We start from the raw sequence: 15,538 nt of genomic DNA on the forward strand, positions 1-15,538 counted from the left end.
CAGAGCGCGACGGTGGTGGGGCCGGAGATGTCGGAAGTGCATACCGACAAGCTCGGTCGGATCCGCGTGCACTTCCACTGGGACCGCTACAAGACGACGGAAGCGGATGCGTCGTGCTGGATTCGCGTGACGCAGGCGTGGGCGGGCAAGGGCTGGGGCGTGATCGCGATGCCGCGGGTCGGGCAGGAAGTGATCGTGATCTACGTCGACGGCGATCTCGATCGTCCGCTTGCGACGGGGATCGTCTACAACGGCGAAAACCCGACGCCGTACGATCTGCCGAAGGACATCCGCTACACCGGCCTCGTCACACGTTCGATCAAACGCGCGGGCGGCTTTCCGAATGCAAGCCAATTGACGTTCGACGACCAGCGCGGCGCGGAGCGCGTGATGATCCATGCAGAGCGCGACGCACAGCAGACGGTCGAGCGCAACAGCTCGACGTCGATCGCGCAGGATCTGAACTTGTCGGTCGACGGAACGTCGACGTCGGTCGTCGGGATCTCGGTCAGCTTCACGGGCATCTCGGTGTCGTACACCGGCCTCGACGTGAGTTTTACTGGGGTGTCCGCGAGCTTCACCGGTCTGAGCACGTCGTTTACCGGCGTGAGCACGAGCTTCACCGGCGTGTCGACGTCCTTCACCGGCGTCGATACGAGCTTCACTGGCGTATCCACCGGATTCAAGGGCGTCGACACGAGCTTCACCGGCATCGGGACGTCGATGGTCGGCGTATCGACGAGCATCACCGGCTCCGGCAATTCGGTGACGGGCGTATCGAACAGCATGACCGGGATCGATTCGTCGTGGACCGACGTCAGCATGTCGACGACCGGCCAGTCGGAGAGCATCACCGGCGTGTCGCTGTCGTACACGGGCACGTCGAACAGCATGACGGGCACGAGCACGTCGGTGACGGGCACGTCGACAGACATCACCGGCACGTCGATGTCGAACACGGGCAGCTCGACGAGCATCACGGGAACGGATATGTCGACGGTCGGCAGTGCGACGAGTATCACGGGTTCGAAGATGTCGGCCACCGGTAGTTCCGTGGATACGACGGGCTCGGACGTATCGACGACGGGCAGCAAGATGTCGGTCACCGGCTTCAGCTTCTCGTATACGGGAGCGAGCTACGAGGACGTGGGCATCGATCTGAAGAAGCTCGGGATGCAGACGAAGAACTGACCTATGCGACATATCAAACCACAAGCGGCCCTCGTGGCCACGACGAATACGCAAATCGGCGCGCAGCCGATGCTCGCGATCAGCATCGGGATGGGCTTCCGGCTCGATCAGCCATCGATCCTCGTGCACGAAGCGGCCGTCTGGGAGGCGCTGAAAGCGGCCGCGCCGTCGCTGCCGCTGTATGAAGCCGCATTGCCGAAGCAGCGCGCCGAATGGCTGCTCGCCGGCCACTCGCCGCATCCCGTCTCGCCCGGCGCTCGCGCGCGCAATGTCGACTGGACCGCATGGGTCGAGCTCGACGGCGTTCGCAAGATCGTCTCGTGCGCGATGTCGCTCGGCGACGAGCACGCGGAAGGCGGCTTTGCGAGCATCGCGGTCGATCACCGGCACGCGGCGGCGGGCGGCGCGCAGGAAAACCCGTTCGGCGTGACATCGGGCGCGCCGCCGCTGCAGCAACTGCGCACGTTCGGCGTCGGTCCCGCGCCGCTTGCGGCGATGGGCGCGATCGGCAGCGACTGGCCCGAGCGCACGCAATGGATGCCGACGCGGCCGGGCACCGTCGACGCGATGGCGCAGGACGGCACGCACATGGGCTGGCCCGCCGACGTCGATCTGCGCTTCTTCCAGCAGGCGGCGCCCGACCAGTGGGCGCGCGGCGAATGCTGGACGCCCGGCGCGCGCTTCGAGCTGAGCGGTTTCGGGCCGCGGGGCGAAGGCTTCATGGGCGAGCTGCCGCGTCTCGCACCGGTCGCGCTCGTGACGCGAAACGGGCGTCCGGGCATCGAGCGCCTGTCGTTCAAGCAGCAGACGGTGTGGTTCCTGCCGGATCGCGGCATCGGCGTGCTGTGGTGGAACGGCGCGGTCGCGCTCGATTTCCTGCTCGACGACAGCCCGACGATGCTCGTCGCCGCGTTCAAGGACGAGTCGGAGCGAATCGACATCGACGCGCTGATGAAGTTCGCCGATCAGCGCACGGACCTGAATTGCACCGATCCTCTGCAGCAGGCCGATCACGAACTGATGCCGGCCGTCGCAAAAGGCTGGACCTGGGAGATGATCCTCGACACGGAAGATCACCCGCGCTTCGCTCCGGCGCCGCGCGGCTATGAAGAAGTCCGTGCGCGGGTCGAGCAGAACCGCCGTCAGCTGATCGAGGCGCGCGATGCGAGCGAGCGGCTCTCCGCGTTCGAGGAAGCGAATCGCAACGCGAAGCTGCCGGGCGCGCCGCGCGGCGGCGAGAACTGGCGGACCCGGCTGCGTCATGCGAAGACGCCCGAGCTCGCGAACGTCACGATTCGCGATGCCGATCTGTCGTCGCTGCGTTTCGACGGCTGGAAGTTCGACGACGTGCGTTTCGAGCGCTGCACGCTCGATCGCAGCGAATGGATGAACTGCCGGCTCAATCAGGTGCATGCGGTCGACTGCTCGTTCGCCGACGTGAAAATGAGCGACGGCTGGTGGAAAGGCGGCAAGATCCAGCGCTGCAATCTCGAGCGCAGCGCGTGGCTGAACATCGAGATCGACCGGATCTCGATCGACGAGTGTCGGCTCGACGACCTGAAGGTCGCGGGCGGCTCGTGGGCGATGCTGTCGGTGCAGGGGCGCGGCGGCGTGCGCGGCGACGTTCAGGATGTCGAATGGCGCTCAGTGTCGTGGTCCGAGGTGAGCGCACCCGGCTGGACCTGGACGCGCGTGCGCGCCGACGATCTCGCGATCGTCGAATGCGGGATGGCGGGCCTTGCGGTGTCGCAGTGCACGCTCTCGAAGCCGAGCATCCTGCTGACCGACCTGTCGGCGAGCGTCTGGCAGCGCAGCATGCTGACGTTCGCGGTGCTGTCGCGCGGCACGTCGATCAATGGCGCACGGCTCACCGATTGCGTGTTCAAGTCATCGAGCCTGCAGGAGCTGCGCGCGGACCGCGTGCAGGTCGATCACTGCTCGTTCATGCAATTGAACGCGCAGCACCTGCATGCGCAGCAGTCGCACTGGAGCCGCACGGTGCTCGACGGCGCGAACGTGATGCATGCGCAGTTGACGGGCACGTCGTTCGATCGCTGCTCGCTGAAGGAGGCGATGCTGTACGGCGCCGACATGCGGCAGACGCGGATGCGCGACTGCAATCTCGTCCGGGTCCGCACGTCGTGGATCCATCCGCCAGAAGCGGGCGCGTGGCGCGGCAATCTGAACGCGGGCCAGCTCGACGTGCCGAGGAGGGTGGGATGAGCACGATCCGCTCGACGGTGCCGCCGCCGCCGCTGCCCGAAGTCGTCGAAGGGCAGCACTACGCGTCGCCGCAGCGCGATGTCGCGCTCGCGGACACGCTCTTCATCGATTGCCACTTCGATCGCGTCGAATGGTCCGGCTGCCGGCTGTCGAATCTGCGCTTCGTGAACTGCACGTTCGACGCGAATCGCTTCGATCGCTGCGAGCTGCTGAAGCTCACGCACGAGTCGAGCCGAATCCGCGCGGGTGCGTGGACGCAGAGCGCGTTGCGCGGCGTGTCGTTCAACGAATGCGAGATCGAAGGCGGCGCGTGGACGGGCAGCCTGCTGAAGGACGTCGTGTGCGCGCAGTCGAAGGGCGCGGGCTGGACGTTCGACGGCGTGCGCGGCGCGCATGTGTCGCTCGTCGCGGGTAATTACTCGGGCGTCACGCTGCGCGGTGGCCATTGGAGCGACACGTCGTGGATCGGCAGCCAGTTCGCCGATCTGCGGCTCGAAGCCGTCGGGTTCGAGAACCTGATCGCCGGGCAAAGCGGTTTTCTGCGCGCCGTGCTCGTCGAATGCCGCGGCATCAACGTGCGTTGGATCGACTCGCGAATCGAGCGGATGACCGTGCACGGCTGTGAGCTGAAACAGGCCGCATGGTCGCACAGTACGTGGGCGACGGGCGAGATCCATGCGAGCCGGCTGCCGCTCGCGAGCTTCGATCATGCGACCGTCAACGGCCTGACCGTGACGAACAGCGACTTGTCGCAGGCGATCTTCGACAGCGCGAGCGTCGTGGACAGTGCGTTGCAAGGCGTGCGCGCGCCGCGGATCGCATTGCGCGACGCGTGGATTACGCGCGTGAATCTGTCGGGCGCGCACCTGCAGCTACTCGACGCGCGCGGCGTGCATCTCGAACGCGTCGACCTGCGCGGCGCCGACTGCCGCGGCGGCAACCTGGTCGGCCAGCCGCGCCAGGCATGGAGCGCGGCGGATACGCGGGATGCGGTTTTCGAGGAAGCCACCGGCGCCGACGACGAGCTCTGGTGGCAGCGAGTCCAACCCGGAGCAAGAGGAGTTTGACGATGAGCATGCGGGAAATGTCTGCCGTGCACGACACGCTTGCATACGAGTGTGACGACGACGCGGTATCGCGTCATGCGCTGACGCGAATCATGAAGGGCGGTGCGCGGGTGCGCGACGCGGGGCCGGGTGTGCATGACGTGCGTGCGGAAGCACCGTCGCGCGAGCCGGCATCGTCCGCGCCCGCTGCTGCGACGACGATGCTCGCGTGCGTCGGCGAAGCGCATACGGCGGCGGGCGAATGGCTCGTCACCGTGCAGCCCGGCGCCGTGTTGCGCGCGAAGAAGGCGGTGAGCTGCGTCGTCGCGCCGCAGCCGGGCGATCTCGTGCAGATCTGCCGCGACGGCGAGCGCTGCTGGGTGCTCGCGGTGCTCGAACGCGACGAGGCGAGCGACGAGGTGGCGCTCGATTTCGGCGACGCGCACGTCGCGCTGCGCGCGCGCGACGTGCGCGTCGAGGCGCGCGACCGGCTGTCGCTCGAGGCCGCGCAGCTCGCGAACCGCGCGCAGGTGATCACGCAGGCGGCGGCCGAGCGCCAGACGCACGTGAGCGGCACCGACGCGACGCATGCGGGCAGCACGATCGTCCACACCGAGCGGCACATGGCGATGCATGCGAAGAGCGCGGTCGTCACGGCATCGTCGCTGCTGAAGATAGACGCAGGCCAGATCCATATGGGCTGAGCGTCGCTCGCGCCCGGTTTCTTGAAGGAGATTGTCATGTTTGCAAATTGCTCTGCTGGAGGGATGGCGCTGTCGGGCGCCGACGTCTGCAAGACGCCGCCCCTTGCGATTCCCGTGTCGTATCCGAACATCGCGAACAAGCCCGAGGCCGTGCCGAACGTGCCGAACATCATTTATGCGGGCGGTCCGGTGCACAACCTGAACACGATCATTCCGGTCACGCACAGCGACGAGCCGGGCTCGATGGGCGGCGTCGCGTCGGGCACCGTCTCGGGGCCGTCGCGACACGTGAAGGGCTCGGGCAAGGTGATGATCCAGGGCGCGCCGCAGACGCGCCTCACGGACACGAATCTGCCGAACAACCAGAACACGGCCGGGAATTCCGTCGCGCCGTCGCAGACGATCACGATGACCCTCAGCTGAACGCCGTGCGTCGCATGATGGGCCCCTTCAAATCGTTCGCCGCGGCGGTCGCGCTTTGCCTGCTCGCGGGCTGCTCGATGTTTTCTTCGTCGAAACCCGAGGAGCCGCGGCAACTGCACGTGACGCTCGTCGGCGGCAGCCGGCTGAACGTCGCGCCGACGGGCGAGCCGCGCCCGGTGCAGACATGCGTCTACGTCGTGGGCGCGGCCGACTGGCTGCCGACGCAGGGTAGCGACGACTCGTCGTGCGCGTCGCGCGGTCAGGACAGCACGGTCGTCGCCGACTCGCGCCACGTGATCGCACCGAACCAGGTGTTGCAGTTCTCGCTGAACCTGCCGCGCTCGGGCGACCTCTGGCTCGTGACCGACGCCGACTACGCTCGTCGGCCGGCGAATTACGCGCCGCTGCGCATCCGCATCGAGGGCCGCGGATTGATTCACATGGCCGTCTGGCTCGACCGCGACGGCATCTATAACGCGTTGTTGCCGGGGCCGGTGCCCATCGCCGGCGCGGACGCCGCCCCGGCGATCCACATCGACGAGCCGCAGCCCGCGCGCAAGACGAAAACCACCTATGGGACAAGGAGAAGCAGGCAATGAGTAGTCTGCCGGTAGGACCGGTCGCGTGGAGCGACGGCATGCTGATCGAGACGCAGCACTTCCAGCAACTCGAGCGGCATCTCGCGCATCAGGCCGCGCTTCGGCTCGGTCAGACGTCGAATCACGGCTGGGGATTCACGCTGCTCGATCTCGATCAGGACGGCCTGGGGCTCGGCCGGCTCGGGCTGCGTCACGCGCGCGGCGTGTTCCAGGACGGCACCGCGTTCTCGCTGCCGTCCGACGACCCGCTGCCGCCGCCGCTCGAAACCGAGTTCGCGCAGGCGGGCGACATCGCGTGTCTCGCGCTGCAGTCGGCGCGCACGGGCGGCCCCGAGATGGCGTTCGGCGACGTCGCGTCGGCGTCGCGCTATCGCGCCGTATCGACCGAAGTGCCCGATCTCGCGGTCGGGCTCGACGCGCCCGGCACGCCGCGGCGTCTGACGATCGAGACCGGGCAGCTCGTCACGCGCCTCTGCTGGAAGTCGCAGCTGCGCTCGGACGAAGTCGCGCTGCCGATCGCGCGCGTCGCGGGCCGCAACGCGAGCCGCACCGTATCGCTCGATCCACGCTTCATTCCGCCGCTTCTCGACACGCGCGCGCACCTCGTGCTGCGCTCGCTGATCGACGAGCTGCAGAGCACGCTGCGCGTGCGGCTCGCGAGCACGTCCGCGCAGCGCGTGCTGTCGACGGGCGGCGGCGTCGCCGACCTGATCGAACTGCTGCTGCGCCAGGCGATCGCCGAGTACCGGATGCGCCTGGCGAACCTCGACGCGTTCGATCCGCTGCCGCCCGCGATGCTGTACCACGAGCTGGTCGGCCTGCTCGGACGCCTGAGCGTGCTGCCGGGCGTCGACGAGGAGCTCGCCGACCGCGAGCTCGGCTACAACCACGACGACCTGCAGACGAGCTTCGAGCCGCTCGCGATGATGCTGCGCCAGGCGCTCGCGCGCGTGATCGAGACGCCGGTGTTGCCGCTGCGCTTCGAGGATCGCGGCGATCAGGTGCACATCTGCATCGTCGACAAGCAGTGGAACCTGAAGAAACTGATTTTTGCGTTTTCGGCCGCGATGCCGGCGGAGAAGCTGCGGCAGCTGTTGCCGCAGCAGACGAAGCTGGGCGCCGTCGAGCAGATCCAGAAGCTCGTGGACCTGCAACTGCCGGGCGCGCGTTTGATTGCGCTGCCCAATCCCCCGCGCCAGATTCCCTACTATGCCCAAAGCACGTACTTCGAAGTGGAGTCGACCGACCCGTTCTGGAAGCAGACCCTCGCCGGTTCGGCGATGGCGTTGCGCATCGTCGGCGATTTCCCCGATCTTCGCTTCGAAGCTTGGGGCCTGAGAGACGGCAAGGTGGCGTGAACCACGACATGAGACGCAATCTGCTATGAGCCTGCTACGAAACCTCTCCACTACGTTGCGCCGTGTATCGATGGCATCCAACATGCTCGACCGCGCCGCGGCGAATCCGGATCTCGCGACGCGCATACCGACGCTGTCGTCACTGTCCAACGCGGCGCTGACGAGCACCGCCGTGTCGAGCACCGGCACGACGAACGCGGTCGCGTCGGGCGGCGCGGCAGCGAGTTCGGGCGCGCCGAGTTTCGCGTCGTCATCAGCCGCCGTGCCCGGCGCGAGTCCCGCGCCCGACGCGTACTCGCACACCGACGGCGCGTCGCGCAATCCGGCGGTGCTGCAGTTCCCGGTGCCGAGCGGCGGGCAGGCGCCGGCCGATGCGCGGGCGGCGGCGCCCGTCGTCTACAGCCCGCAAGGCGAGCAGGCGGCGATCATGAAGGCGGGGCTGCAGCAGGCGAGCTGGAACAATCCGTTCGTGTCGCACGCGCTGCCCGCGGTGCTGCAGCTTCAGCGGCATCTCGCGGCGGGGCCGCTCAACCAGGCCGCGATCCGCACGCAGCTCGGGCTCGAAGTGCGGCTTTACCGTGAGCGGCTCGCGGGCTCCGGCTGCGAATGGGAACAGATCCGCGATGCGTCGTACCTGCTGTGCACGTATCTCGACGAGACCGTCAACGATTCGGCGCGCGAGCATTCGCAGGTCGTCTATGACGGCGAGCGCAGCCTGCTCGTCGAGTTCCACGATGACGCATGGGGCGGCGAAGACGCGTTCGCCGACCTGTCGCGCTGGATGAAGTCAGACGAGCCGCCGATCCCGCTTCTGTCGTTCTACGAACTGATCCTGTCGCTCGGCTGGCAGGGCCGCTACCGCGTGCTCGATCGCGGCGACGTGCTGCTGCAGGACCTGCGCTCGCAATTGCATGCGCTGATCTGGCATCACGTGCCGCCCGAGCCGCTCGGCACCGAGCTCGTCGTGCCCGCGACGCGGCGTCGCTCGTGGTGGACGGCCGGCCGCGCGGCGGCCGTCGCGCTCGGCGTGCTCGTGCTCGCCTACGGCGCGATCAGCCTCTGGCTCGATTCGCAGGGGCGGCCGATCCGCAACGCGCTCGCCGCGTGGATGCCGCCGACGCGCACGATCAACATCGCCGAGACGCTGCCGCCGCCGCTGCCGCAGATCCTGACGGAAGGGTGGCTGACCGCGTACAAGCATCCGCAAGGGTGGCTGCTCGTGTTCAAGAGCGACGGCGCGTTCGACGTCGGCAAGGCGAAGGTCCGGCCGGACTTCATGCACAACATCGAGCGGCTCGGCCTCGCGTTCGCGCCGTGGCCGGGCGATCTCGAGGTGATCGGCCATACCGATTCGCGGCCGATCCGCACGAGCGAGTTCCCGGACAACCAGGCGCTGTCGGAAGCGCGGGCGCGCACCGTCGCCGACGAGCTGCGCGCGACCGCGCTTCCGGGCGGCGCGCGCGCGCCGGAAAACGCGGTGCAGCGGAACATCGAGTACTCGGGGCGCGGCGACGGGCAGCCGATCGACACTGCGAAGACGCCCGCCGCGTACGAGCGCAACCGCCGCGTCGATGTGCTGTGGAAGGTGATTCCCGACGGCGCGCAGCGCCGCGACCGCAACCTGAACCTGCAGCAGCCGGAGAAGCCCGGCCAGGTCCCGATGCGCCCGGCGATGCCGGAAGGCGTCGAGATCGCGCCTGAAGGGCAACTGCCGTATGCGACGACGACGGAGGGCCGTCAGCCATGATCCGCACGAGCTTGAGAATTTTCGCGGCGATTCTGATCGCCGTCCTGATCTGGTGGGTGGGGCCGCTCTTCGCGTTCGGCATCTATCATCCGCTCGGCCCCATCTGGGTGCGCGAGATACTCGTCGCGCTCGTGCTGATCTGGGGCTTCTGGCCGACGCTCGCGCGGCTCTGGGCGCGGCTCGCGATGAGTCCGCGACAGGTCAAGGTCGCGCCGAAGACGAAACAGCTCGATTTCGTCGACAAGCATCTGCGCAGCCTCGACCAGCAGTTGAAGGAGCGCTGGCAGAAGGAGCCGCGCGGCCGCTGGAAGCGCTGGGTCGGCGCGCTGACGCGCCAGCATCGCGCGATGCTGCCGTGGTATCTGGTGCTCGGCTCGGAAGGCAGCGGCAAGTCGAGCCTCGTCGCGAAGGCGGTCAGTGTGTCCGGCTCGCTGCAAGATCGCGTGCTCGGCTCCGACGCGACGTACGGCCGCGGCGACGACTTCAACTTCCGCATCACGCGCGAAGCAGTGTGGTTCGACGTCGGCGGCCGCTGGAGCCTGCGCGCGGGCGTCGACGAGACTGAGCTCGATGCGTGGCGCAAGCTGCTGCGCGGGATGCGGCGGCTGCGCAAGGGCGCGCCGATCAGCGGCGTCGTGCTGTGCCTCGACGGCGTCGACATGATCGATGCGCCGCTCGACACGCGCAAGCGTCTCGCCGATTCGGTGCGTGCGCGGCTCGACGAAATGCGCGAGGCGTTCGGCCAGCAGGTGCAGGTGTACGTCGCGCTGAACGGGCTCGATCGGCTCGACGGCGCGGTGTCGACGCTATCGCTGCTCGACGCGTCGAAGTGGGCGAAAGGCGTCGGCTTCAGTCTGCCCGACGACGGCGCCGAAGCCGATGCGGCGCGCGCGGACGCGACCTGGCACCACGCGCTGCAAGGGCTGCAGCAGCGGGTCCAGCAGCAGGTGCTGTATTCGGCGCCTGCCGCGACCGAAGTAACGATGAACCATGCGCAGCTGCGTTTCGTCGAGACGCTGAGCCGCTTGCAGAAGGCGCTCGTCGCATGGCTGCACGTCGCGCTCGCGCCGGGCGAGACGCATACGGCCGCGCGGTTGCGCGGCGTGTGGCTCGGTTCGATGGCCGAGCTCGCGGATGCGCATCCGGCGGGCGCCGCCGGCCCCGGATCGTCGGGGCTGCCTGTGCCGTCGCGGGCGTTGAACGACCTATGGAACCCGCTCATCCGGCAAGTGTCGCTCGAGCGAGATTCAGTGCGGCCGAGCGGCGCGAAGTCATGGCGCGGCCGCATCGGCGACGCGTTGCGCTGGACCGCGGTGCCGATCGTCGCGCTATGCCTGCTGCTGTGGTTCGGCTGGGGCTACGTCACCGAGCGCGACTACCTCGACGGCGTGTGGGCGCAGTTCACCGAGGCGAAGCGGCTCGCGCAGGCCGAGGCGTCCTATGGCAACGACGGCGGCTCGACGCTCATCGAGATCGCGAACCAGATGCGCTACGCGCAACTGCAGGCCGAGGACGCCGCGCAGGGGATGGCGACGCCGTACTTCGAGCACGGGCTCGTCGCCGAGACGGCGCGCGACACCTATTACCGGCACTTGCAGAAGATGCTGATGCCGGAGCTGTACAACGAAGTGCGGCGCACGCTCGTGTCGCAGGTCGACGGCAGCCCGGGCGACATCTACCAGACGCTGAAGGTCTACCTGATGCTTTGCCGTCCTGATCGACGCTCGGCGGACGACGTCGTGCGCTGGCTCGACGGCCGCTGGGACGCGCTGTCGGGCGGCCAGTATTCGGACGATGACCGTCGCTCGCTGCTCGCGCACGTGCGCACGCTGATATCGCTGAAGAACGTGCCGGCGACGCCGGAGGACGCGAACCTCGTGCGCTCGGCGCGCGCGAAGGCCGCACAGATCCCGCTCGTCACGCGCGTGCTGCAGCACATCCACGCGCAAGGGCTGCCGCAGCAGGTCAACGACATCTCGCTGTCGCGCGCGGCGGGCTTCGAGGCGTCGATGAGCCTGCGCATGCGCAGCAACGTGCCGTCGACCGACACTGCGGTATCCGGCTGGTTCACGCGCGCGGGCTACACGGACGTGTTCCTGCCGCGTCTGCAGAAGAGCGCGCGCGCGATGCTCGAGGAAGAAAGCTGGGTGTTGCGCGACGAGACGCTCTCCGGCAACAGCTTCCAGATCGACGGACTCGTGCAGAAGCTCGGCGATTCCGCGCGCAATCAGTTCCTGCAGGATTACATCGGCGCGTGGCAGAACTTCCTGAACGACGTGACGGTGCGCGGCGTGACAGGCCTCGACGATGCGTCGCAGCTCGCCGCGGCGATGATGGAGGCGCAGTCGCCGCTCGCGAACCTGCTGCGTTTCGCCGCGCGCGAGACGACGCTCACGGGCGCGAGCGACGAAGGCAACATCGACAGCTGGATCGATCGCCAGAAGTACCGCTTCGAGAAGGGGCGACGGCAGATCGTCGGCGAGCTGAGCGGCCAGCACTATCGAACCGTGCTGTTGCCCGAGCACGTCGTCGAAGAGCACTTCCAGGCGATCCGCCAGCTCGCCGCGCAGCTGAACCGCAACAACTCGATTGCGAACAATCCGCTGTCGCGTCTCTTCGAGCCGCTGTATCGGCAGCTCGGGCTCGTCAACGGCGCGCTGCAGGCGGGCCAGGTGCTGCCCGCGCAGTACGACGCGTTCTCGCGGCTGAAGGAAACGGCCGCGCGTCAGCCGGAACCCGTGCGCGGGATCATGCTCGATCTCGTGAGCAGCGGCAGCACGATGACGACGCGCGAATCGGGCGCGCTGCTCAATCGTGGCGCGGCGGGCGCGACGAAGATGGTCTGCGATCAGGGCTTCACGAGCCGCTATCCGCTTCGCCGCAACACGCAGGCGGATGCGGGCGTCGAGGACTTCGAACGATTGTTCAGCTCGCAAGGGCTGATGGCGACGTACTTCCGCGATCACCTCGCCGCGTACGTCGACACTTCCGCGAAACCGTGGCAGGCGTTGCGTTCGAACGGCGGGCCGAACGGTATGGTCAGCCAGTCGGTTCTCAGCTCGTACGAGACGGCCGACCGCATTCGCGGCGCGATGCTCGATGATTCGGGACATCTGCGCGTGTCGACCGTGCTGCGTTTCATCGATATGGATTCGCAGTTGTCCGAAGCGCAGCTCGCGGTCGGCGGGCAGACGCTGCGCTTCGCGCACGGCGTAACGTCGCCGCACCGGATCGACTGGACCAATCAGAACACGCAGCTGGCGATCAAGTTGCAACTGAAGTCCGTCGACGGCCGGATGACGACGCTGCAGTTCGACGGGCCGTGGGCGCTGTTCCGCTTCTTCGACGCGGGGCAGGCGGTCGGCGGCACGGGGACGGCGGACCGGCGCGAGCGGCTGTATCAGACGAGCCTCGGCACGGTCCGGATCGAATGGCAGGCACTGACGCTGCCGTCGCCGATATGGTCGGGCATCCTGCAGTCGTTCAGGTGTCCGTCGTGATGCGTCGAGCATCGGTATTCATGCGCCGAAGGGCGCGCACACTAGAAAGGAGCACGACATGATTGATCCGAAGGAAATCTTCGCCGCATGCAGCAACGCGCACCAGTACGGACAGGACGCAAGCGGCTCGATGGCGCAGCCGTTCATGAACTCGATCCCGGATTTGTCGACCGCGTCGTCGAGCAACGCGAGCAGCCTGATCGGCAACGTTCAGCAGGTCGGCTCGAAGATGCTCGAGCACATGTCGACGATCAAGTCCGCGGTCGACAAGCAGGTGATGATCCATCAGGACAACCAGCAACGTCAGAAGACTTACGACTTCAACGTCGACATGCGCGATTTGCGTCCGACCAACGCCGTTGGCTTCCCGGAGGAAATGCCGTCGATCTTCTTCGCGCCGTTCAGGACGGGCAAGTGATGCGGTTTGGCTGCGTGGGCAGTTGCGTCGGCGTCAGCGCGCTTCGCGCGCGGGCGTCGTCGCGCGCCGCGCGACGCCTGGCGATGCACAGGCGAGTACCGGGCGCGCGCCGGCGCGCTCGTTTCAATCTATTGTGAGGATGGAGATATTTCGATGTCGAAACGAATCTTGGCAGGGATCGTGGTGGGGCTCATCTCGGTGAACAGCCATGCGCAACTGGGGCAGCTGTTTCAGTCGGTGAAGGAGCAAGTGACGCAGGCGGCGACGTCGCAGGTCAACCAGGGCGTGCGTTCGGCGACCGACGAGGCGGTGCAGGCGACGTCTTCGCGCACGCGCAAGGCGATCGCAACGGTGCGCTCGCCGTCGTCGTCGCCTTCGGCTGCGTCGGCGCCGACGTCGGCGACGTCTTCGACGACGGAGACGAGCGACGCGACGCTGAACGAAGCGCGCAAGTAACGACCTGTCGCGCATCGCGCCGGCAGCCGGCTGTTGCACGGGCGGTGGCGGCGAGCCGGACGGCTTTCGCGACGTACGGCGCGTCGAGTCATCGTCGCGAAAGCCGCTTGAATGATCACGAAACTATCGTATAAACGTCGGTTTACGGGCGGAGTAATCGAGGCTCTTCTCGAAATCAACCAGGAGTGTCTTATTGACGGAAAAGGAGCGTATTTATGTTCCAGACTTCGATAATCAGTGTCGTCGGCGTATTGGTAGCGATTGTCCTGATTTTCGTGGTAGTGACGACGTCAATGACCTTGTCGACGGTCATGTCGTCGGTTCGGGCTCAGACCGTCGTGAAGAACGGTTATGAGGCCGTTGCCGACGTCGTGAATATCGGTCAAACCGGCGTGACGCTGAATAACGTGCCGATGATGCGGATCGATCTGCGCATTCACCACAATGGCGCATCGTGGGACGTGACGATCAAGCAATTCATCGATTTGGGGAATATTCCGCGTATCGGCGAGCGGGTGCGGGTGATGGTCGACCCGGCGGACAATGGCCGCGTGATGTATATGGGGCTCGCGAGCGGCGGGCATTGATTCCGGTAAGCGCGCTTCGGTGCGTCAGAAGGCGGAATTATTCGTCGCGCGAATATGGATCGCGATGAGGGTGCGATGTCGTTTTTCAGAAGGCGTGCCGTAAATACTCGATTAAGCGTATTTTAAAAATCCATATCGACATGATGGTGATAAGCAAGTGCATTTTTGAAACTCGCTTCAAAATCGAAAATCGATTCAAAAATGTTTACATTTAGGAATCGATATCATATGCTGCATCGCAGAATCCTCATTTCATAAAGCACGTCACCGCGCGGCGGTAATGCGGGCGGCAAGACGACGGAAAGCGGTAATTTCCTCAAGAGGCGTCATGCGAGACAGAGGCGCTGGAGACCACGGGCCGAGAGAAGCGGGGTGACCGCGACGGGCCTGGGGGAGCGTATTGCCTGTGGGATATGAGGCGATGCGCGGCTCCGGCGAGTGGGTAGCCGTCACGGCGCGCGCGAGGCAGGGCGGGCAGATCGCGTGGGAGGGCGTGCGGCTACATGGAGGCGTCCTTCAAGGGGAGGGGCGCGGGATCAGCTCGTTTGCCGAGCAGATGCGGGAGATTACGCCATGCCTATCGAGAAACAGGTCGTAGCGCTGCCGAACGGACTGAAGGTCCACGTCGAGCGTCACGTGTTCGATCCGGCCTTCGAGACGGTGATACTAGTGAATGGGGCGCTGGCGACGACTGCGTCGTTCAGTCATACGGTTCGGTACCTGGGGGAGCATCTGAATTCCTTGTGCTTTGATTTACCGTACGCGGGGCAGTCGCGGCAGCACAATCCTGGCGAGTACGTCGTGACGAAGGACGATGAGGTGGAGATTCTGCTTTATCTGATCGACTCGTTCGAACCGGCGTATTTGGCATCGATGTCGTGGGGTGGGGTGGCCTCGTTGTTGGCTCTGGCGCGAGGCTGCGCGAGCGTGCGTCGAGCGGTCATCGGTTCGTTTTCTCCGTTTTTGAATGCCGCGATGACGGATTATGTGACGCGGGCGAGGGATCACGTTGCGGCGGGCGAGAACCTGAAGGCGGCGCAATTGCTGAGCGACACGGTCGGTCAGTATTTGCCACGGGTCATGAAAATATACAACTACCGATACTTGTCGAAGCTGCCGAAAGAAGAGTGGCGGCAAGTGGCGTTTCACGCGGACCAGATCCTGTCGATGCAGCCGGAGCAGTACCTGCCGGAATTCCGCAACATCGGTTGCGACGTGAAGTTCGTCAACGGCGAGCTGGACGAGTACACGACGGCGTCGGACGTGCGCCGGCTCGGCGCGTACGT

At 66.4% G+C, this 15,538-nt stretch carries 13 protein-coding genes; all 13 read left to right on the top strand.

The genetic code is table 11. From position 1 onward, the window contains the following. Window positions 1-1,191 (top strand): type VI secretion system Vgr family protein (locus WS69_RS15185; RefSeq protein WP_156438160.1); only part of this gene is annotated, 1,191 nt, incomplete at its 5' end. Between the two features lie 3 nt (window positions 1,192-1,194). Then, window positions 1,195-3,414 carry a DUF2169 family type VI secretion system accessory protein gene (locus tag WS69_RS15190; RefSeq protein WP_059471565.1) on the top strand — a complete coding sequence of 740 codons (2,220 nt, stop codon included), beginning with the start codon at window positions 1,195-1,197 and terminating at the stop codon, window positions 3,412-3,414. Next, window positions 3,411-4,481: a pentapeptide repeat-containing protein gene (locus tag WS69_RS15195; protein ID WP_059471566.1), complete on the top strand. Its 1,071-nt coding sequence runs from the start codon at window positions 3,411-3,413 to the stop codon at window positions 4,479-4,481. Before WS69_RS15190 ends, WS69_RS15195 begins: the two co-directional genes overlap by 4 nt. A 2-nt stretch (window positions 4,482-4,483) precedes the next feature. Further along, window positions 4,484-5,164 (top strand): DUF3540 domain-containing protein, encoded by a 681-nt coding sequence (locus tag WS69_RS15200; RefSeq protein WP_059471567.1) that lies wholly within the window; start codon window positions 4,484-4,486, stop codon window positions 5,162-5,164. 36 nt (window positions 5,165-5,200) lie between these two features. Continuing rightward, entirely contained in the window at window positions 5,201-5,587 is a 387-nt protein-coding gene (locus WS69_RS15205) for a DUF4150 domain-containing protein (protein WP_025990153.1), read from the top strand. A 5-nt stretch (window positions 5,588-5,592) separates the two neighbouring features. Next, window positions 5,593-6,186 (top strand): type VI secretion system lipoprotein TssJ, encoded by a 594-nt coding sequence (gene tssJ / locus WS69_RS15210; protein WP_059471568.1) that lies wholly within the window; start codon window positions 5,593-5,595, stop codon window positions 6,184-6,186. Continuing rightward, the gene (gene tssK / locus WS69_RS15215) at window positions 6,183-7,544 is read left to right on the top strand and encodes a type VI secretion system baseplate subunit TssK (protein ID WP_059471569.1); all 1,362 of its coding nucleotides are present in this window, start codon (window positions 6,183-6,185) and stop codon (window positions 7,542-7,544) included. The genes tssJ and tssK overlap by 4 nt, the downstream gene beginning before the upstream one ends. Before the next feature lie 82 nt (window positions 7,545-7,626). Then, window positions 7,627-9,291 carry a type IVB secretion system protein IcmH/DotU gene (icmH, locus tag WS69_RS15220; RefSeq protein WP_059471570.1) on the top strand — a complete coding sequence of 555 codons (1,665 nt, stop codon included), beginning with the start codon at window positions 7,627-7,629 and terminating at the stop codon, window positions 9,289-9,291. After that, on the top strand, window positions 9,288-12,791 hold the full coding sequence (gene tssM, locus WS69_RS15225; RefSeq protein WP_059471571.1) for a type VI secretion system membrane subunit TssM: 3,504 nt from the start codon (window positions 9,288-9,290) through the stop codon (window positions 12,789-12,791). Before icmH ends, tssM begins: the two co-directional genes overlap by 4 nt. A gap of 58 nt (window positions 12,792-12,849) precedes the next feature. Further along, window positions 12,850-13,209, top strand: coding sequence for a DUF6277 family protein (locus tag WS69_RS15230; RefSeq protein WP_059471572.1), 360 nt, complete (start codon window positions 12,850-12,852; stop codon window positions 13,207-13,209). A gap of 147 nt (window positions 13,210-13,356) precedes the next feature. After that, window positions 13,357-13,665 (top strand): hypothetical protein, encoded by a 309-nt coding sequence (locus WS69_RS15235; protein WP_108034116.1) that lies wholly within the window; start codon window positions 13,357-13,359, stop codon window positions 13,663-13,665. Window positions 13,666-13,976: 311 nt separating this feature from the next. Then, window positions 13,977-14,252 carry a hypothetical protein gene (locus tag WS69_RS15240; protein WP_059471574.1) on the top strand — a complete coding sequence of 92 codons (276 nt, stop codon included), beginning with the start codon at window positions 13,977-13,979 and terminating at the stop codon, window positions 14,250-14,252. A gap of 573 nt (window positions 14,253-14,825) precedes the next feature. Continuing rightward, a partial coding sequence (locus WS69_RS15245; RefSeq protein WP_059471575.1) for an alpha/beta fold hydrolase occupies window positions 14,826-15,538 on the top strand: 713 nt, incomplete at its 3' end.

The sequence above is a fragment of the Burkholderia sp. BDU5 genome (assembly GCF_001522845.1).
Classification (GTDB): Bacteria; Pseudomonadota; Gammaproteobacteria; order Burkholderiales; family Burkholderiaceae; genus Burkholderia; species Burkholderia mayonis.

Excerpts from the sequence above, each read along its gene's own strand:
- WS69_RS15190 (WP_059471565.1), top strand. The coding sequence starts at position 1,195 with ATGCGACATATCAAACCACAAGCGGCCCTCGTGGCCACGACGAATACG.
- WS69_RS15195 (WP_059471566.1), top strand. The coding sequence starts at position 3,411 with ATGAGCACGATCCGCTCGACGGTGCCGCCGCCGCCGCTGCCCGAAGTC.
- WS69_RS15200 (WP_059471567.1), top strand. The coding sequence starts at position 4,484 with ATGAGCATGCGGGAAATGTCTGCCGTGCACGACACGCTTGCATACGAG.
- WS69_RS15205 (WP_025990153.1), top strand. The coding sequence starts at position 5,201 with ATGTTTGCAAATTGCTCTGCTGGAGGGATGGCGCTGTCGGGCGCCGAC.
- tssK (WP_059471569.1), top strand. The coding sequence starts at position 6,183 with ATGAGTAGTCTGCCGGTAGGACCGGTCGCGTGGAGCGACGGCATGCTG.
- icmH (WP_059471570.1), top strand. The coding sequence starts at position 7,627 with ATGCTCGACCGCGCCGCGGCGAATCCGGATCTCGCGACGCGCATACCG.
- tssM (WP_059471571.1), top strand. The coding sequence starts at position 9,288 with ATGATCCGCACGAGCTTGAGAATTTTCGCGGCGATTCTGATCGCCGTC.
- WS69_RS15230 (WP_059471572.1), top strand. The coding sequence starts at position 12,850 with ATGATTGATCCGAAGGAAATCTTCGCCGCATGCAGCAACGCGCACCAG.
- WS69_RS15240 (WP_059471574.1), top strand. The coding sequence starts at position 13,977 with ATGTCGTCGGTTCGGGCTCAGACCGTCGTGAAGAACGGTTATGAGGCC.